The sequence below is a fragment of the Streptomyces sp. NPDC043427 genome (assembly GCF_056436655.1).
On sequence record NZ_JBWKCC010000004.1, the window covers coordinates 337,755 to 356,180 of the forward strand.

At 70.4% G+C, this 18,426-nt stretch carries 16 protein-coding genes and 2 pseudogenes; 9 read left to right on the forward strand and 9 right to left on the reverse strand.

Annotation, left to right across the window (positions count from 1 at the left end; translation table 11 throughout):
* Positions 1-7: 7 nt before the first annotated feature.
* Positions 8-652: pseudogene (locus tag AC067M_RS11250) on the reverse strand (CehA/McbA family metallohydrolase); the annotation flags it as partial.
* A gap of 209 nt (positions 653-861) precedes the next feature.
* On the opposite strand from AC067M_RS11250, the gene AC067M_RS11255 reads away from it, so the two are divergent.
* From AC067M_RS11255 to AC067M_RS11265, 3 genes are all read left to right on the forward strand, one after another.
* The gene (locus tag AC067M_RS11255; RefSeq protein ID WP_478696737.1) at positions 862-1,740 is read left to right on the forward strand and encodes an LLM class F420-dependent oxidoreductase; all 879 of its coding nucleotides are present in this window, start codon (positions 862-864) and stop codon (positions 1,738-1,740) included.
* A gap of 69 nt (positions 1,741-1,809) precedes the next feature.
* The gene (locus AC067M_RS11260) at positions 1,810-4,422 is read left to right on the forward strand and encodes a bifunctional FO biosynthesis protein CofGH (RefSeq protein WP_478696738.1); all 2,613 of its coding nucleotides are present in this window, start codon (positions 1,810-1,812) and stop codon (positions 4,420-4,422) included.
* A gap of 114 nt (positions 4,423-4,536) precedes the next feature.
* Positions 4,537-5,100, forward strand: coding sequence for a L,D-transpeptidase (locus tag AC067M_RS11265; RefSeq protein ID WP_478696739.1), 564 nt, complete (start codon positions 4,537-4,539; stop codon positions 5,098-5,100).
* Here the strand turns inward: AC067M_RS11265 and AC067M_RS11270 are convergent.
* From AC067M_RS11270 to AC067M_RS11285, 4 genes are read right to left on the reverse strand one after another with little or no spacing between them, the layout of a single operon-like run.
* Complete coding sequence (locus tag AC067M_RS11270) at positions 5,084-5,593, reverse strand: DUF2165 domain-containing protein (RefSeq protein ID WP_478696740.1); 510 nt, start codon at positions 5,591-5,593, stop codon at positions 5,084-5,086. The two genes, AC067M_RS11265 and AC067M_RS11270, sit on opposite strands and share 17 nt — an antisense overlap.
* Before the next feature lie 50 nt (positions 5,594-5,643).
* Positions 5,644-6,180, reverse strand: coding sequence for a GNAT family N-acetyltransferase (locus AC067M_RS11275; protein ID WP_478696741.1), 537 nt, complete (start codon positions 6,178-6,180; stop codon positions 5,644-5,646).
* Positions 6,177-6,359: a DUF397 domain-containing protein gene (locus tag AC067M_RS11280; protein ID WP_478696742.1), complete on the reverse strand. Its 183-nt coding sequence runs from the start codon at positions 6,357-6,359 to the stop codon at positions 6,177-6,179. The genes AC067M_RS11275 and AC067M_RS11280 overlap by 4 nt, the downstream gene beginning before the upstream one ends.
* Entirely contained in the window at positions 6,356-7,165 is an 810-nt protein-coding gene (locus tag AC067M_RS11285; RefSeq protein ID WP_478696743.1) for a helix-turn-helix domain-containing protein, read from the reverse strand. Before AC067M_RS11285 ends, AC067M_RS11280 begins: the two co-directional genes overlap by 4 nt.
* A 113-nt stretch (positions 7,166-7,278) precedes the next feature.
* Here AC067M_RS11285 and AC067M_RS11290 point away from each other — a divergent pair, with 113 nt between their 5' ends.
* The 5 genes from AC067M_RS11290 to AC067M_RS11310 all read left to right on the forward strand — a co-directional run bounded on the left by AC067M_RS11290 (position 7,279) and on the right by AC067M_RS11310 (position 10,699).
* Positions 7,279-7,710, forward strand: a complete 432-nt coding sequence (locus AC067M_RS11290; RefSeq protein WP_478696744.1) for an ATP-binding protein — start codon at positions 7,279-7,281, stop codon at positions 7,708-7,710.
* Positions 7,711-7,934: 224 nt separating this feature from the next.
* Positions 7,935-8,765, forward strand: coding sequence for a helix-turn-helix domain-containing protein (locus AC067M_RS11295; protein WP_478696745.1), 831 nt, complete (start codon positions 7,935-7,937; stop codon positions 8,763-8,765).
* A 100-nt stretch (positions 8,766-8,865) separates the two neighbouring features.
* Complete coding sequence (locus AC067M_RS11300) at positions 8,866-9,213, forward strand: DUF6247 family protein (protein WP_478696746.1); 348 nt, start codon at positions 8,866-8,868, stop codon at positions 9,211-9,213.
* Complete coding sequence (locus AC067M_RS11305) at positions 9,210-9,461, forward strand: hypothetical protein (RefSeq protein ID WP_478696747.1); 252 nt, start codon at positions 9,210-9,212, stop codon at positions 9,459-9,461. The genes AC067M_RS11300 and AC067M_RS11305 overlap by 4 nt, the downstream gene beginning before the upstream one ends.
* A 122-nt stretch (positions 9,462-9,583) precedes the next feature.
* Positions 9,584-10,699, forward strand: coding sequence for an ADP-ribosylglycohydrolase family protein (locus AC067M_RS11310; RefSeq protein ID WP_478696748.1), 1,116 nt, complete (start codon positions 9,584-9,586; stop codon positions 10,697-10,699).
* Positions 10,700-10,772: 73 nt separating this feature from the next.
* On the opposite strand, the gene AC067M_RS11315 is transcribed toward AC067M_RS11310, so the two are convergent.
* Complete coding sequence (locus AC067M_RS11315; protein ID WP_478696749.1) at positions 10,773-12,353, reverse strand: sodium:solute symporter family protein; 1,581 nt, start codon at positions 12,351-12,353, stop codon at positions 10,773-10,775.
* A 221-nt stretch (positions 12,354-12,574) separates the two neighbouring features.
* Entirely contained in the window at positions 12,575-13,363 is a 789-nt protein-coding gene (locus tag AC067M_RS11320) for an SDR family oxidoreductase (protein WP_478696750.1), read from the reverse strand.
* 81 nt (positions 13,364-13,444) lie between these two features.
* Between AC067M_RS11320 and AC067M_RS11325 the strand changes: the two genes are divergently transcribed.
* Positions 13,445-14,284, forward strand: a complete 840-nt coding sequence (locus tag AC067M_RS11325) for a hypothetical protein (RefSeq protein ID WP_478696751.1) — start codon at positions 13,445-13,447, stop codon at positions 14,282-14,284.
* Here AC067M_RS11325 and AC067M_RS11330 read toward each other — a convergent pair whose 3' ends face one another.
* Complete coding sequence (locus AC067M_RS11330) at positions 14,285-16,120, reverse strand: MFS transporter (protein WP_478696752.1); 1,836 nt, start codon at positions 16,118-16,120, stop codon at positions 14,285-14,287.
* A gap of 218 nt (positions 16,121-16,338) precedes the next feature.
* Positions 16,339-18,426 (reverse strand): annotated as a pseudogene (locus AC067M_RS11335) (D-alanyl-D-alanine carboxypeptidase); the annotation flags it as partial.

Sequence of the window (18,426 nt, forward strand, 5' to 3'; positions counted from 1 at the left end):
CAGTTGCCCCGGCCGCCCGGGCCAGCGCGGCGATCTCCGCGGGGGTGCGGCGGCCGTCGGAGTGCCAGGAGTGGAGGTGGCAGTCGCCCCGGTACCAGGCCCGGCCTCGCCCCTTGGCCCGTTCCGGCGGGTACGTCGGCTCGACGACCTCGCCGGGCTCGCCGTAGGTCAGGGTGATCGTGATCTCGTACGACAGTCCCTGCGGGGCGACCGTGTACGGGCCGAGCGCGATGTGCCACGTGCCCTTGCGGACCGGGCCGGGGATGTACCCCGGCGTCGCCTCGTCCGCGCGGAGGAAGAACTCCGTGCGGGCGCCGCCCGACCAGCCCCGGAAGCCCCGGCCGCCCAGCTCGGTGCCGTGCTCGTCGAAGACACCGATGTCGAGGGCGTTGCCCGGGGTGCCGGCGGGGACGGTCGGGCGGTCGTAGACGTACGCGACCCTGAGCTCCCGTACGCCGGCGGGGACTTCCACCGGGAGGTACACGAAGTCGGGGGAACCGGTCGGCAGCGTGCCCCGTACGGTCCGCGTCTCCTGGTCCTGACCTGCCGCGGAAGCGAAGCTCACGCTTCCCAACGTAAGCGCGGCGGCCGCTCCGGTCACGACCAGCGCGCGCCTTCCGAGGCCGGGCGTGCCGTGGTGGTCCTCGCACATGCTGCTGCTACCCAGGTGTCGTGTGTGACAGGGCATGGGCGGTGCAGGGGTGGTGCGTGCAACTTTCGTATTCAGCCGTGAACTGCCGTACAAGGGAAGGGAATCGGTAGCTTTCGGGGTCGCGGCGGCCGAAGGACATCCCGCAGGCTCCCCATGGATGCCGACTGGTCGGTATGGACAGATGGCCCCTCGCCGGGTACAGATGAGGCATGCGCATCTCCGTGACGATCTTCCTCACCGACGAGACGATCACCCCCACCCGGCTCGCCCGTGAGCTGGAGCAGCGGGGGTTCGCCGGGCTGTACCTGCCCGAACACACCCACATCCCGGTCGAGCGGACCACCCCGTACCCGGCGGGCGGCGAGCTGCCGCGCGAGTACGGCCGGACGCTCGACCCCTTCGTCGCGCTCGGGCAGGCCGCTGCGGTGACCGAGCGGCTCGGCCTCGGCACCGGCATCACGCTCGTCGCCCAGCACGACCCGATCGACCTCGCCAAGCAGATCGCGACGGTCGACCACCTCTCCGGCGGCCGCCTCACCCTCGGCCTCGGCTACGGCTGGAACGTCGAGGAGGCCGCCGACCACGGCGTGGAGTGGCGTACGCGGCGCGAGCTGGTCCGGGACCGGATGGCGCTCATGCGGGCGCTGTGGAGTGACGAACCGACCGCGTACGACGGGGAGTTCGGAAGCGTGCGGGCCAGCGACGCCCACCCCAAGCCCGTCCAGCGGCCGCGCGGGCCCGTCGTCGGACCGCGCACGCTCATCGGCGGGGCCGCCGGGCCCAAGCTGTTCGCGCACATCAGCGAGTACGCCGACGGGTGGCTGCCCATCGGCGGGCGGGGCCTGTCGGAGTCGCTGCCGGTGCTGCGCGCCGCCTGGGCTGATGCGGGCCGCGACCCGGCCGCCCTCCAAGTCGTGCCGTACGCCGTCCACCCGTCCCCGGGCAAGCTCGCGTACTACGCCGAGCTGGGCATCGAGGAGGCCGTGGTGCAGCTGCCGCCGGCGGGGGAGGCGGAGGTGCTGAAGCTGCTGGACGGCTTCGCGCCGTACCTGCCCGGCACTCCCTCCGGCGCCGGTGACACCGTGTGACGAGGGGCTGCCCGGGACGAATCGGGCCGCCCCTCCGGCCGCTGATCAGCGTCTACGTATGCTCGAAGGATGACGACTTCCGCGACCTCCGGAACCGGCCCCACCGACCACCCCGGCGGCACCGGCCCGACCGAGAACTCCATGCGTCGCGCCCTCAAACGCGCCCGGGACGGCGTCGCCCTCGATGTCGACGAGGCGGCGGTGCTGCTCCAGGCGCGCGGCGAGGCCCTCGACGACCTCGTCGCGTCCGCCGCCCGGGTGCGGGACGCGGGCCTGGAGGCGGCCGGCCGACCCGGCGTCATCACCTACTCGAAGAGCGTCTTCATCCCCCTGACCCGGCTGTGCCGGGACAAGTGCCACTACTGCACCTTCGTCACCGTGCCCGGAAAGCTGCGGCGCGAGGGGCACGGGATGTTCATGTCCCCGGACGAGGTGCTGGACATCGCCCGCAAGGGGGCGGCCCTCGGCTGCAAGGAAGCCCTCATCACCCTCGGCGACAAGCCGGAGGACCGCTGGCCGGAGGCGCGCGAGTGGCTCGACGCGCACGGCTACGACGACACGATCGCCTACGTCCGGGCCATCTCCATCCGGATCCTGGAGGAGACGGGCCTGCTGCCGCACCTCAACCCCGGTGTGATGAGCTGGACCGACTTCCAGCGCCTCAAGCCGGTGGCGCCCAGCATGGGCATGATGCTGGAGACGACCGCGACCCGGCTGTGGTCCGAGCCCGGCGGCCCGCACTACGGCTCCCCGGACAAGGAACCCGCCGTCCGCCTGCGCGTCCTGGAGGACGCCGGCCGTTCGTCGGTCCCCTTCACCTCGGGGATCCTGATCGGGATCGGCGAGACGTACGAGGAGCGCGCGGAGTCCCTGTTCGCGCTGCGGAAGGTGTCGAGGGCCTACCACGGCATCCAGGAACTGATCATCCAGAACTTCCGCGCCAAGCCGGACACCGCGATGCGCGGCATGCCGGACGCGGAACTCGACGAACTGGTCGCCACGGTGGCCGTCGCCCGTCACATCATGGGCCCGAGCGCCTGCCTCCAGGCCCCGCCCAACCTCGTGGACTCCGAGTACGAGCGCCTGATCGCGGCCGGCATCGATGACTGGGGCGGCGTCTCCCCGCTCACCATCGACCACGTCAACCCCGAGCGCCCGTGGCCGCAGATCGAGGAGCTCGCGCAGCGTTCGGCGGCGGCCGGCTTCTCCCTGCGGGAACGTCTCTGCGCCTACCCCGAGTTCGTCCGGCGCGGCGAACCCTGGCTGGACCCGCGGCTGCTGCCGCACGTCCGGGCGCTCGCCGACCCGGAGACGGGCCTGGCCCGCGAGGACGCGGTCGTCGAGGGACACCCCTGGCAGGAGCCGGAGGAGGGGTTCGTCGCGTCCGGCCGTACGGACCTGCACACCACCATCGACACCGAGGGCCGTACGTCCGACCGCCGCGACGACTTCGACGAGGTGTACGGCGACTGGGCAGCCCTGCGCGAGGCGGCCGCCCCCGGCATGGCACCGGAGCGCATCGACACGGACGTACGCCAGGCACTGCGGGTCGCGGCCGACGATCCGACCCGGCTGACCGACGAGGAGGCGCTGGCGCTGCTGCACGCGGACGGACCGGCACTGGACGCGTTGTGCGCGGTGGCCGACGAGGTCCGCAAGTCGGCCGTCGGTGACGACGTCACCTACATCGTCACCCGGAACATCAACTTCACCAACGTCTGCTACACCGGCTGCCGCTTCTGCGCCTTCGCCCAGCGCCGCACGGACGCCGACGCGTACACGCTGTCGCTGGACCAGGTCGCCGACCGCGCCCAACAGGCTTGGGACGTGGGCGCGGTGGAGGTCTGCATGCAGGGCGGCATCCACCCCGACCTGCCCGGGACGGCGTACTTCGACATCGCGAAGGCGGTGAAGTCCCGCGTTCCCGGCATGCACGTCCACGCCTTCTCCCCTATGGAGGTGGTGAACGGCGCGACCCGCACCGGCATGTCCATCCGTGAGTGGCTCACCGCCGCGAAGGAGGCGGGCCTGGACTCCATCCCCGGCACCGCCGCCGAGATCCTCGACGACGAGGTCCGCTGGATCCTGACCAAGGGCAAGCTGCCCGCGGCGACCTGGATCGAGGTCGTCACGACGGCCCACGAGCTGGGCATCCGCTCGTCCTCGACGATGATGTACGGGCACGTGGACCAGCCCCGGCACTGGCTGGGCCACTTCAGGACCCTCGCCGGCATCCAGCAACGGACGGGCGGCTTCACGGAGTTCGTGACGCTTCCCTTCATCCACACGAACGCGCCGGTGTATCTGGCGGGCATCTCCCGGCCCGGCCCGACCATGCGGGACAACCGGGCGGTGACGGCGATGGCCCGGCTCCTGCTCCACCCGTGGATCCCCAACATCCAGACCAGCTGGGTCAAGCTGGGCACCGAGGGAGCGGCGGAGATGCTGCGCTCCGGCGCGAACGACCTCGGCGGCACCCTCATGGAGGAGACGATCTCCCGCATGGCGGGCTCGTCCTACGGCTCGTACAAGTCGGTCAAGGACCTGATCGCGGTGGCGGACGCGGCCGGCCGGCCGGCGAGGCCGCGCACGACGCTGTACGGGGAGGTGCCGGAGGAGCGCCGGCGGGCGGCCTCGGCGTCGGACGGGCACCTGCCGGAGCTGCTCCCGGTCCTGGACTGAGTTGGACTGAGCTGGACTTGGACTGACCTGGACTGAGTCCGCCGGACAGCCGACCCACAGTACGATGATCCGACCCCCTTCCCAGGGGGTCGGAGACTGAGGAGAGGCGCACCCGTGTCTGCCCGACTGCCCTCGTGGGCCTGGGTCACCGGCCTGACGGCCGGCGCGATCGTCGCGGTCGCGTTCCTGGCAGTGCAGGCCGACGGAGGCCCGCACCCCACGGCCACGGCGGCCCGCCCCAGCGCGTCGAAACCGGCGCCCAAGGGGTCGGCGGCGCCCAAGGAGTCGGCGCCGGCCGCCGTACCGAACGACTCGGGCACGGGCCGCCGTATCGTCTACTCCCTCGCAGAGCACCGGGTCTGGCTGGTCGACGCCAGCGACGCCGCGCGCCGCACCTTCACCGTCTGGGCGGGCACGGTGAGCCCCGACCCGGGCAAGTACTCGGTCTACACCCGCAAGGACGCCACCACCGGCTCCGACGGCGTCAAGATCGAGCACATCATCTACTTCACCGCCAAGTCCGGCATCAACATCGCCTTCTCCAACGCCGTCGACGGCTCGTCCCCACCGCCCGCCTCTGACGGTAAGCAGACGGGCGGCATCCGTATGCCGAAGGCGGACGGGGCGGCGCTGTGGGCGTTCGGCACGGAGGGGACGCCGGTCAGGGTCGTGAAGTAGCGTCGGCCTGCCCGGACGGCAGGTGGTTGACGACCAGCACGACCCCGCTGAGCAGGAACACCCGCATCGCCGCGTCCAGCCCGTTCCAGTCCTCCGACTGCCACATGCTGAACCACTCCCCACCGATCGCGATGAACCCGGCCCCGAACAGCAGCATCACCATCAACAGCCCGTACGTCGACACGCGCCGGGCCTGGACCTGATCCCGCCGCGCCCAGAGCCAGGTCCCGTAGCCGAGGACGAGCGCGGCGACCGTCTCCCACACGATGATCGCGACGTACGCGGCGTCCTGTAAGCCCTTGTTGGTGATCGCCCGCCACATCAGGTCGTCGTCCTTGAACGTCGTGTCCATCGCCAACACGTGCCGCACGAACTGCTGATTCGTCCCGAAGTCGGTGATGTTCCCGAAGGCGACGAGGGCCATGTAGAGGGCGACGGTGGCGGTGAGGAGCGTCGCGGTGAGGGACAGGGCCCGCGAGTTTGAGGTGACCATGACGGCCCCCTTCCCACCCCGAACCCCTCAGAACCGTGACGCCGGGTCCGTCACATCGGGAGGGACAACAGACGCACTGGCCCTGAAGGCCAGCACGCGTTGTCACGCAGGGGCGTCACCATGGTCCGCAGTGGCATGGTCGCCAAGCGGGACTCGGGTTGTTCGACGAGTACGTCCTTGTCCAGCGGATGCCACCCGAGACGCTGGTACAGCGGCACGAGGGGAGGGCGGCAGAACAGGAGCGCGTGCTGAGGACCCATCGTGCGAGCGTGGTCGAGTGCTGCCGTGACCACGAGCCGTGCCAGCCCCCGGCCTTGCATGTCGGGTGCGACGGCCACTCCTCCGACACCCACCACCTCTGTCCGGGTGTCGCCGATCACGACAGGCAGCCGCAGCAGGCCGGCGTGTGCCACAAGCCGGTCGCCGTGTCTGATACCGAAGTGTTCTTCCTTCGGTAGCCAGGTCAATCCGGCCGCGGCAACACCGAAGGGATCATCGCCGTCGCCGAGGATCTCGTCCTGCTCCGCCTTGGTGTACCGACGGAGCCGCACAACATATGGTGCTGGGGCTCCTTCTCTCACGGTCACTTCCTCACGTGCGTGACGAAATGCGCCCAGGCGGCGGGGGAGAGGGCGAGCCGTGAGCCTTGCTTGTCCTTGGAGTCGCGTACACGGACGGTGGTGTCGGCGGGGGCTATCGCGACCTCGACGCAGTCGGGGCCGTCGGCGCTGCTGTAGCTGCTCTTGAACCACTCAAGGGCGGTCATGTCTCTCCCAGAACTTTCTCGATGAAGGTCAGGGACTCCCGCGGCGAGAGAGCCTGCGCCCGGATCATTCCATAGCGCATCTCCAGGATCTGGACCTCCCGAGGATCACTGATCACGCGGCTGTGCAACTGGACCTCCAAGTGACCCAGCGTCTTGCCGTCCTGGAGTTTCAGCAGCCGGATCGGCCCGCTCAGTCCAGCGTGATCCTCACGATCCGTGGGCATCACCTGGATCGACACGTGCCTCAACTGGCTAATCTCCAACAGGTGTTCGAGCTGTTGTCGCAACACCATTCTGCCCCCGATCGGCCGCCGAAGGGTCACCTCTTCCTGGACGAACGTGAACAGTGGCCGAGGCGCACGATCGAAGACGGCCTTGCGGGCCATGCGCGCGGCGACGTGGCGTTCGATCTCGTCCTCTGTGTACGCCGGCCTTCGCAGCGCGTACACCGCCTGCGCGTAGTCCGGCGTTTGCAAGAGGCCGTGGACGTGGCTGCTGGTATAGGCCCCCAACTCGACCGCCTCGCCCTCCAGCTTCGCCAGATCCCGCACGCTCTTCGGATACCGCGCCTCCTCGACGTCCCTCTTCATCGCGGAGATCTTCCCGTCCGCGCCCAGCACCTCGTCCGCCTTGTCGAGGAACTCCGGCTTCGGAACCCGTCGCCCGCGCTCCACCGACGAGACCATCTCCTCGCCGTAGCCGATCGCGGCGCCGAACTCCGCCTGGCGCATGCCGGCGGCCTCCCGCCACATCTTGATCTGACGGCCGACCGCCTTGAGCACGGCTGCCGCCTCTTCGTCCTCCATCGGACCCACCTCCCACGTACGCCCCGGACAACCCCGCACCGCGCACGGACAGTCGCGCTCCGTACTGGGGTCGGTGCTGTTCAGGGTAGACAGAAGTGACCACGCTGAGTGATGTGAACCAGGGAATCACTCAGACCGCCGCCCTCGTGCGGCACTTCACCGTGCAGCTCTCCTCGACCCGCAGGGGCGCCCGTCTCGCCCGACTGCTCACGGAACGTCAACTCGCCGACTGGGGTGAGGAAAACGCCGCAGCCGAGCAGGTCGTGGCCGAGCTCGCGGCGAACGCCGTCCTGCACGGGCGCGTACCGGGTCGGGACTTCCGACTGACGCTCCGACTCGACGCGGCCCGCACGCTCCGGATCGAGGTGACGGATGCTCAGGGCGACCGCGTCGCGGTTGTCCCGAACCCGGCTCCGGGATCAGCGGAATCGGGGCGTGGTCTCGTGCTGGTCGCCGCGTTCGCCGACCGCTGGGGGGTCGACCAGGGACCGTCCCCCTGCAAGACGGTGTGGGCCGAACTGACACCGGGTCGCGTGGGTCCGTGACCCGGATGTGCCCGACGCCAAAGACGTAAGTACCGGGGAAATGACCAACCCAGCCCCACCGCCCCCGCCGCTCACCCGCAGGGGTGAACATCACCAACTCGGCTGGCGCGGAGGGGCCTGCGTGGTGCAGCGTCAGCGCCAGACCGCACACATGAATACGGCCCCCGCCGGGACGGCAATCCCAGTGCGAGGGCCTGATCAACGAGGAAGTCGAGCCTTCCCTGATGACTGCACAGCAGCCTAGCGCGCCCACGCGCGCCCGGTCCGGCCGTTCCGGACCCGGAGTCGAGCACGTCACCGAGCGCCATCACCAGCGCTTCACGGTGGTCGGCAACCACCTCGCCCAGCACCCGGACCTGTCCCTGACGGCGATCGGCCTGGCCACCCACATCCAGTCGCTGCCCGCCGGCTCACCGATCGGGATCAAGGCGTTGGCCGCGAAGTTCCCCGAAGGGGAGATCCGGATCGCCGCGGCGCTGCGCGAGCTGGAGGCGCACGGTTATCTGAAACGCACGAAAGAGCGACTGCCCTCGGGCCGGATCGTGACCCGCACGGTGTCCTACAACAAGCCGGGGCCTGCACGCCCGCTGCCGGTCGAGGCCCCCACGCCCGAGCCCAGCCGGGCACCGGACGCAACAGCGCTCCCGCAGACTCCGCAGATCCAGCAGATCCCGCAGCCATCGACCCCGAGCCACAGCACAGCCACCGACCTGCTCACCGGCCTCCGAGCCCACGCCCCGCGCCTGCTGCTCAGCGAACGCGACGTACGCCGCCTGGCGCCGGGGGTCTCCGCCTGGCTGGAGCGGGGCGTGCCCGAGACCGCCGTACGCCATGCCCTGACGACCGGCCTCCCCGAGGAGCCGCTTCGGCACCCGGCCGCCTTCCTGGCCCACCGGCTCACCGCCTTCCTGCCCCCACCTCTCCCTGCCGCACCCCACCTGTCCAGTCCTCTCCGCCCGGACCCGTTCCAGACCTGCGACGGCTGCGACCGTGCCTTCCGAGCTCCACAGCCGGGCCGCTGCCGCACCTGCCGGGCACCCGGAGCAGCGGCGTAGTCCCCCGGAAGTGATCCCAGTGACAAGCGCCGCCCGAGCACCGCACCACCGACTCCGCAGGTACCGGACGAGGTCCGAGCCACCCGCACCGGAGGTCACCGTGAGCTCCCAGACCGACGGCCCGTACGGACCGCTGATCCCCATGCCCGAGCTCACTCCCGACGCCCTGCGGGCAGCGGTGGCGCGCATCGCACCGAGCCGGGTTCCGGCCCTCACCCAGCACCTCTTCGAAGCCACGACGAGCGCCCAGCAGACACAGAGTCTCGCGCCCCTGAGGGCCTTCGTGCACTCCTGGGCCGTCTTCGTGGCGATCGAACGGCATCCCGAGCGCGCTGCCCGGCTGCGTGAGCTCGAGCGGATCGTCGACGTGGGTGAGCAGGACCCGACGGAGGCCATCGCTGGGATCCGCGCGATCCGGGAGGCGGCCGAGGCGGAGGCGGGCTTGTGACGGACTGGACCTGGGACTGCAACCCGAGTGCCGAGTACATCACCGGTGGGTTGGCGCCCGGCGTGGTGGCGGAGGTGGAGCGGTTGGCCGCCGAACTGGCCGCGCTGGGCCGCGATTCCGTGAAGGCCGGAAGGCCTCTCGACCGTGAGGGTGGGTTGCGCGAGTTCGACATTCTCGGCGGGCGGGGCTTCATCAGCTTCCTGGCCGTGCCACGCCATGAGTGCGTCTACGTCTCCTGGTACGGCTGACCTGTGATCTTCGGGCTCACCCGACCCACACTTCGCGCACCGATTCTCCCCCTGAACCAACCGTTCCCGTTCGATTACAGTGCTGGCTGTCGTACATACGGACGGTGCCTGGGGAGGTCTTGGTGGGTGCGACCGACGGCGCCGTCTGGGGCCGTACCGAGCAGCAGGACTTTCGGAGCCGGGTGCGGGGCACCCTGCTGGGGGCTGCCGTCGGGGATGCGCTCGGGGCGCCGGTGGACGGGCTGGGGGTTGACGCGATCCGGGAGGCGCACGGGGCGGAGGGGGTGGTGGATCTGGTGTCCGCGTACGGGAGACGCGGGGCCGTCACGCACCTCACGCAGCTCACCCTGTTCAGTGTGGACGGGCTGATCCGCGCCCAGGTGCGCCGGGACACCGGTGCCTGGCATCCGCCGACGGATCTGCACCGGGCGTATCTGCGGTGGGCGGCCACCCAGACCGACTGGGGACCGGACGAGCGCCGTAAGGAAGACGGCTGGCTGGCGCGCGAGGAGTGGCTGTACGCCCGCCGGGATCCGGCCCGCGCGCTGCTGCTGGGGCTCGGTGACGCGACGATGGGCACGCTGGAGGCGCCGAAGAACCCCGGCGAGGCGGGCCCCGAGGTGGTCGCCCGTTCCGCTCCCTTCGGGCTGCTCGTCGGCTGGGAGCCGCAACTGGTCGTACAGCTCGCCGTGGAGTGCGCCGCGCAGACCCACGGGCACCCGGTCGCCTGCCTGTCGGCCGGCGCGTACGCCGTGATCGTGCACGCCCTCGCCCGCGGCGACAGCCTCGACGGCGCCGTGCAGCGGGCGCTTGCGCTGCTCGGGGCGCGGCCCGGCCACCAGCCCGTTTCGGACGCGCTGCAGCACGCGCTGGGCGCGGTACGGCAGGGGATTCCGACGCCTGACCGGGTGGCCGAGCTGGCCGGGGCCGGTACGGCTGAGACCGTGCTGGCCGCCGCCGTGTACTGCTCGCTCGTTGCGGAGGAGGTCCGCCATGGCCTGCGCCTGGCCGTGAACCACGCCGGTCCCTCGGCCGCGACCGCCGCCCTGGCCGGCGGCCTCCTCGGTGCCCTCCACGGCGAGACGGCCCTCCCGCCGGCCTGGCTGGTCGAACTGGAGGGCCGGCCCACCATCCTGGAACTGGCCGACGACTTCGCGATGGAGATGACCCAGGGACCCGCACTCCACGGCCCGGTGGGGTCCGCGCCGGGGTGGCTCGCCCGGTATCCGCGCGCTTGAGCCGGGGCAGGGGAAAAGGGGAAGGGCGGCCACCTGCGTGACCGCCCCTGCCGTGTCTTCGTAGTCGCGCGTCTCAGTCCTTCGCCCGGGCCCGCACCACTTGGTCCGCGGGTTCCGCCGGTGTCGGGATCGCGGCCGCCCCGAGAGCGTCGTCGTCCCCGTCGGAGTTGATGCGCTCGATGATCGCGAGCCGCTCGGGTGTGTCCTCCGGCTTGAGGAAGCCGACGAGGATGTACAGGACCAGTGACACGGCGAGCGGGATCGACACCTGGTACTGGAGGGGGACACCGCCGTCGACGTTCCAGTTGATGGGGTAGTTGACCAGCCAGAAGGCGAGCAGGCCCATCGACCAGCTGACCAGCGCCGCCGTCGGCCCGGAGCGGCGGAACGGGCGGAGCAGGCCCAGCATCATCGGGATGGCCATCGGGCCCATCAGACCGGCGACCCACTTGATGACGACGGTGATGATGTCCTTGAACGCCGGGGAGTTGACCTGAGTGGCCGCCGCCATCGACAGGCCGAGGAAGACGACGGTCGTGATCCGGGCGACGCGCAGCCCCTGACCCTCGCTCCACGCCCGCGCCCTGCGCCACACCACCGGCGCGCAGTCCCGGGTGAACACGGCCGCGATGGCGTTGGCGTCGGAGGAGCACATCGCCATCGTGTGGGAGAAGAAGCCGACGATGACGAGGCCCAACAGGCCGTGCGGCAGCAGTTGTTCGGTCATCAGGGCGTACGAGTCGGACCCGTCGGGCTTCTTGGACGTCACCAGCAGCGGGGACATCCACATCGGGAAGAACAGCACCAGCGGCCAGACCAGCCACAGCACCGCCGACAGTCGCGCCGAGCGTTCGGCTTCCTTCGGGCCGGCCGTGGCCATGTAGCGCTGGGCCTGGTTGAGCATGCCGCCGTTGTACTCGAAGAGCTTGATGAACAGGAAGGCCATCAGGAACACCGTGCCGTACTGGGCGACGAGCGGCTTGTCGTGGCCCTGGAGCGCCGGCTCGTCCCAGGCGCTGCCGATGCTGATGCCCTTGTCGTCGAGCTTCAGCACCACCGCGACGAACATCGCGATTCCGGCCAGCAACTGGATGACGAACTGGCCGAGTTCGGTCAGCGCGTCCGCCCACAGGCCGCCGATCGTGCAGTACACGGCGGTGATCGCGCCGGTGATGAGGATGCCCTGGTTCAGCGATATGCCCGTGAAGACGGACAGCAGCGTCGCGATCGCCGCCCACTTCGCGCCCACGTCCACGATCTTCAGCAGCATCCCGGACCAGGCCAGCGCCTGCTGGGTCTTCAGGTCGTACCGGTTCTTCAGGTACTCCAGCGGTGAGGCCACGTGGAGCCGGGAGCGCAGCCGGTTGATGCGGGGCGCGAACAGCTTGGAGCCGATGGCGATGCCGAGGGCGATGGGGAAGGACCACGTCACGAACGACGTGACGCCGTAGGTGTAGGCGATGCCGGCGTACCCCGTGAACATCACCGCGCTGTAGCCCGACATGTGGTGCGAGATGCCGGAGAGCCACCACGGCATCTTGCCGCCGGCGGTGAAGAAGTCGCTGACGTTGTCGACCCGCTTGTGCGACCAGACGCCGATCGCGACCATCACGCCGAAGTAGCCGATGAGCACGGTCCAGTCGAGACCGTTCATGGTGCCCCCTTCCAGGGTCCGCCTTGTGAACTCCGCTCAGCTGGTTGGCACTTCGCGCGAGCGGGGTAAGGGCGAGGGAGGCGGCGAAGTGCCCGCTCATCCTGGGTGGGGTCGCGCGGGCACGACAAGGAGAGGGATGGTCAAGGGCAAGTAAAAATGTTCGACCCACTGACTCCAGTTCATCTACATGAACAACGAGGGGTGGCTGAAAAGAGCCCCTCTCAGTGCATCAGTTCCCCCGCGTTGACGAGCAGCGACTGTCCCGTGATCGCCCGCGCCCGGTCCGACGCCAGGAACACCGCCGCGTCCGCCACGTCCCCGTCCGTCGCCAGGTCCGGCAGCGCCATCCGCTCGGTCAGCCGCCCGAGTACGTCGGCCTCCGCGACCCCCTCCGACTGCGCCGCGAACTGCACGTACGCCCGCACCGGCGGGCCCCACATCCAGCCGGGGAGCACCGTGTTGACCCGGATCCGGTGCGGCCCGAGCTCCCGCGCCAGCGAGTACATCGCGCTCGTCAGCGCCCCCTTGGACGCCGCGTACGCCGCCTGCCGCACCTGGGACGGGGCCGCCACGGCCGACTGCGTGCCGATGAAGACCACCGCACCGCCCCCGCCCGCCTTCAGCGCCGGCAGGCACGCCCGGGTCATCCGCAGCGAGCCCAGCAGGTTCACGTCGATCACCGACTGCCAGGTCGCGAAGTCCGCGTCCTCCACTCCGCCGAAGTAGCTGTCCCACGCGGCCACCTGGACCACCGCGTCGATGCCGCCGAACCGCTCCCGCGCCAGCGCGGCCAGCGCCTCGCACTGCCCCTCGTCGGTGATGTCGGTCGCCCGGTACGCCGTGTGGACGCCGTCCGGGTCGACCTCGGCGGCGGCCTTGGCGAGGTTCGCCTCCGTCCGCGCCCCGAGCACCGCGTTCCCGCCGTCCCGTACCACGGCGGCCGCGACCTGGTGCCCGAGCCCGGCGCCGACTCCAGAGACGACGACGGTCTTGCCGGTGAGCAGTGACATCCGGACCTCCCGGGGTATGGCGCATTATCTGACGGGCCGTCAGAGTATGGGCGACCGCAGGTGGACGGAAGGGGAAGACGCATGAGCGAGGAGACCCGCAGCGAGACGTACGCCGAACTGGCCGCCGTGGGCCCCTACGGCGTCCGCCCCGGCCACGCCCTGATCACCATGGTCGAACCGCATCCCGGCCACGAGTACGCCTACAACCGCTGGTACGAGGACGACCACTACTACGCCGGCGCGATGGCCATGCCCTGGATGTACGCGGGCCGCCGCTGGGTGGCCACCCGGGAACTGCAACTGCTGCGCTACCCGGAGAAGTCGGCGATCGCCCAGCCCGTCACCGCGGGCTGCTACATCTCGACGTACTGGATCACGTCCGGCCGCTACGACGACCACATGCGGTGGACGGTCGCCATCAACAAGCGCCTCAACCGGGACGCCCGCGTCTACCAGGACCGCACCCACGTCTTCACGGCGTTCCAGGACCACGAGGCGACCGTGTACCGCGACGGCGCCGCCGGCCCCCGCGACTTCCACGCCCTCGACCACCCGTACGCCGGGCTGGTCGTCGAGATCGTCGACACGGAGTCGTCCGAGCGGCGCGCCGAACTCCTGGAGTGGCTGCGCTCCCGCCACCTGCCGGGGCGCCTCGCCGGCTCCCCGGCCGCGATGGTCACGGTCTTCCGCCCGACCCCGCTGCCCGGCGACCGCATGACCTACGTCAAACAGGTCGAGGGCGTCGACACACGCCTGACCCTGCTGTGGTTCCTGGAGGCAGACCCCAGGGAGTGCTGGGAGAACACCTTCACCGGCCTGGACACGGCGGTCGCGGAATCGGGTCTCGGGCGGGTGGAGCTGGTGGCGCCGTTCGTCCCGACGGTGCCCGGGACGGACCGCTACGTGGCCGAGCTGCGCTGATCAATTCAGCTCGTCGGGACAAGGAGTGCCCCGAGGCAGGCCGTAGGGCGCCGCCAGCCGATACGTCCCCGCCTTCGGCGCGACCAGCATCGTCCACTTGTCGCCCTTGGCGTCCTCCTCGGTCTCCATCAGGCAGCCGTTGGGGTTGTCGTACGTCTTCGGCGTGCCCTCGGGAGCGTCCTTGGACTCCTGCGTCTCCTGCGGCGGCTCGAGCTTCTTGCCCTCGGCGTCGACGACGCTCAGCCACGGCGAGTACGGGATACGGATGAGGATGCGGCCCGGCTTGGTCACCTTCATCGTCACCTCGGTCTGCCCGGCCCGCTCCACGACCGTGTTCGGCTCCGCGAGGGACGTCGGATCGGTCACCCGGAACAGCTGCCAGTTCGCGTCGCCCCAGATCTGCTTCAGATAAGGCATGCCCCGCTGGACCAGCTCCCGCTCGCGCTCCGCACCGCCCGGGTCCGGCTCGTCCTTGGGCAGCACCACGAAGTGCACGGCCCACCGCTTCAGCCAGTCGTGGTAGTTCGCCGAGTTGAGCGTGTCGTCGTAGAAGAGCGGGTTGCGCTCCATGTCGGCCTGGCGGTTCCAGCCGCGGGCCAGGTTGACGTACGGCGCGAGGGCGGAGGCCTCCCGGTGGGAACGGGCGGGCACGACCTCGACGCGGCCCTTCTCGGCGCCGACCTCCTGAAGCTCGTTCACGAGCGGCGCGAGCTCGCGCGCCCAGCCCGCGGCCGGGGTGGTGTGGATTATGTCGTCGACCGACTTGAAGCCGATCCAGCCGGCGAACGTGGCCATCGCCAGCACGATCACGTACCACTTGCGGGTGCGCGGCACCGCGAACGGCAGCGCCGCCATCAGCACCACACCGGCGAACAGCATCGGCAGCCGCGTGATGTTCGACCCGATCTGTGAGCTGATCAGCCAGACCAGCAGCACCGACAGCCCGTACACGGCGGCCGTGATCCGTACGGTCTTCCAGTCGCGGGGCACGACCACGTAGATGATCACCGAGAACAGCAGCGGGAGGATGGTCGACCCGAAGCCCATCGGCTGGGTGCCGGAGAAGGGGAACGCCAGCGCCGACACCGCGACGACCGCTGTCGGGCCCAGCCCCAGGGCCCACGCCCCGGGGCGTCGTTTCTGCAGGAACAGCGCGGCCGCCACCAGGCCCACGAACAGGCCGGCGACCGGCGACGACATCGTGGCCAGCGCGGCCAGCGGCGCGGCGCACAGCGCCTTGGCCCACCGTTTGTAGCGCCAGCGGTGCGGCCAGCAGAACACGACGGCGACCGCGCCCAGCGCGAACGCCGTGCCGAGGCCGAACGTCACCCGTCCCGATATGGCGTTGCACAGGAAGGCGAAGACACCGGCGAGCGCGGGCCACAGCGGGTTCCGCACCGGTCGGCAGCGCACCAGGATCAGCATCAGCAGCGCCGCGGAGACCGTCCCCGCGATCATCATCGTCGTACGGACGCCCAGGACGGACATCAGATACGGCGACACCATGCTGTACGACACCGCGTGCATGCCGCCGTACCAGGCGAGGTTGTACGCGGAGTCGGGGTAGCGGCCGACGAACTCGGCCCACGCGTCCTGAGCGGCGAGGTCGCCGCCGCTGTTCGCGAACGTGAAGAACCAGGCGACGTGGAGGGCGCCGGCGAGACCGGTGACGAAGAGGACCGGGTGCAGCCCGATCCACTCGCGCAGGGCGGCCGCGCGGGCCGCGAATCTGGACGACCCGCCGTCACGTCCCGCTGACGCGGGCAGCTTTATTCGCGGGCCGGTACCCGGGCCCGGACCGGTGTCGTCGGTGCGTGTCGGCTCCGCAGTGGCCACCTGTAGGCGCTCCCCGTGTCCCGTCTTCTGTTCTTCTCGGCCGCACCTCGTTCGCTCGCGCTTCACGGCCACGTTTCCCGCGTCCGGCCACCTGTCCCGTTTCGGGACGCTAGCACGCGGCCCCCGGTGGAGCGCCTTGATATCGCGCTCCACCGGCGGGTGCCGTCGGCACGGCCATGACGTGCCGTTACGTGCCGTGACGTGTCGTGACGCGTGCGTCAGCCGATGCGGGTCAGCTTGTCCGTGAAGCCCGGTTCGGCCAGGTCCTTCTGGAGTGCGACCGGGACCTTCACCGCGTCACCGGAGCCGTCGCCGACCGTGAGCGAGCCCACCTTCGTGCCGGCCTTCGCGGTGTGCGGTACGTCGTCGGTGGCGAAGGACAGCTTCACCTTCAGCCCGGCCCAGCCGACGGCACTGACGTCCTTGGTCACGACCACAGGGGTCCGGTTGCCGAACTTGTCGTCGACGTACCCGACGACGTCACCCTTCTTAAGGATCTTCGCCGAGGTCAGCACGTCCTGCGTGGCGAGCATCGCGGTCTTGCTGACCTTGTTGACCTGGTCGATGATCGAGACCGCGTTGTGCTGGGCGAGGATCGCGCCGACCAGGGTCACGGTCTCGCCTCCGACCTCCTTGGTGGCGGCGAAGAGCAGATTGCCGCCGGCCTTGCTGGTGGAGCCGGTCTTGATGCCGATGGCGTTGTTGTAGGGGACCAGGTCGTTGTAGTTGCGCCACTTGAAGCCGGTCGGGTCGATCCAGTTCGGCTGCTTGGTGATGTCCATCAGCGCCGGGATCTTCACCAGCTCGTGCCCCAGCTTCACCTGGTCCTCGGCGGTGGAGACGGTGGTCTCCTTCAGCCCGGAGGCGTCGGTGTACTTCGTGTTCTTCATCCCGAGCTCCTTGGCGGTGGCGTTCATCTTCTTGATGAACGCCGCCTCGTTGCCCGCGTCCCAGCGGGCGAGGAGCCGGGCGATGTTGTTCGCCGAGGGGATCATGACCGCCGAGAGGGCCTGCTTGAGGGAGTACTTGTCACCCTGCTTGACAGTGTTGACGGTCGACTCGTCGTACTTGTCGTAGCCGCCCTCCTTCTCGGCGAGGGCGTCGATGGTGATGCTCGGGCCCTCCGTCCCCGGCTTCAGCGGGTGGTCCTTCAGCACGACGTACGCGGTCATGGCCTTGGCGACGGAGCCGATGGCGACCGGCTTCTGCTCGCCGAAGTGGTCGACGTTGCCGATGCCGTTGACGTCCATCCAGCCCTGGCCCTCGTTCGGCCACGGCAGTGCGACCTTGTCGCCCTTGAAGGTGTACGACTCCTCGGCGGTGAGGACGAGGGAGGGGGTGGGCAGCGGCCGGACGGCCTGCACGATCGCAAAGACGACCACGAGCAGGAGGACGATCGGCGTCCAGATCTTCACCCGCCGGACGGTCGTCCTGAGCGGGGTCTCCGGGGGCGGCGGGGTGTTCGTCAGCTCCGCCAGCAGGTCCAGCGGCGGCTTCGGCGGCAACGGCTGCTGCGTCGTCCGCTCCGGGCCGATCTGGGGGACGGGGCTGGTGGGATCGGCGGGCTTGACCGTGGGCAATGCTGCCGTCGCGTCCGCGGGCGGCGGCTTCCGCGTCGACGGATCGTCCAACGGCTTCAGCGCGACGAACTTGCTGGTCCGCTCGGCGTCGGCCTCGGCGCCGCGCTTCCTGTCGCCGGGCTTGTCCTCGCCCTTGTCCTCGGCCGCCTTGCCTTCGGGCTTCCGGTCACCCTTCTGCCCAGCCTTGGCCGCGTCCCCCAGCTTCAGCATGGTCGTCGGCTGATCGACCTCCCGCTTGGCAGCCCGCGGCGCCTTGAAGACGGCGGTGGGCTGGTCTACGGGGGGTGCGGTGGGGGAGTCGTCAGGGTCGGCACCGGTGTCGGCCGTGGGCTTGGCGTCGGCGTCCGTCTCGGCGTCGGCTGCGGGCTTTGCGTCGGCCTTCGCGGTGGTGTCGGCGCCGGGTTTGGCGTCGGGTTCGCGCCTGGCGGCGGGCTCGGCGGCGTCCGTCTCGGGGTCGGCTGCGGGCTTGGTGTCGGCCTTGGCGGCGGTGTCGGCGCTGGGTTTGGCGTCGGCCTTCGCGGTGGCGTCGGCGCTGGGCTTGGAGCCGGCCTTCGCGGGCGTGTCCGTGCCGAGGCGGGGGTCCGTCTTCGCGGGGCTGTCCGTTTCGGCGGGCTTGGTGTCGGCCTTGACGGCGGTGTCGGCGCTGGGTTTGGCGTCGGCCTTCGCGGTGGCGTCGGCGCTGGGCTTGGAGCCGGCCTTCGCGGGCGTGTCCGTGCCGAGGCGGGG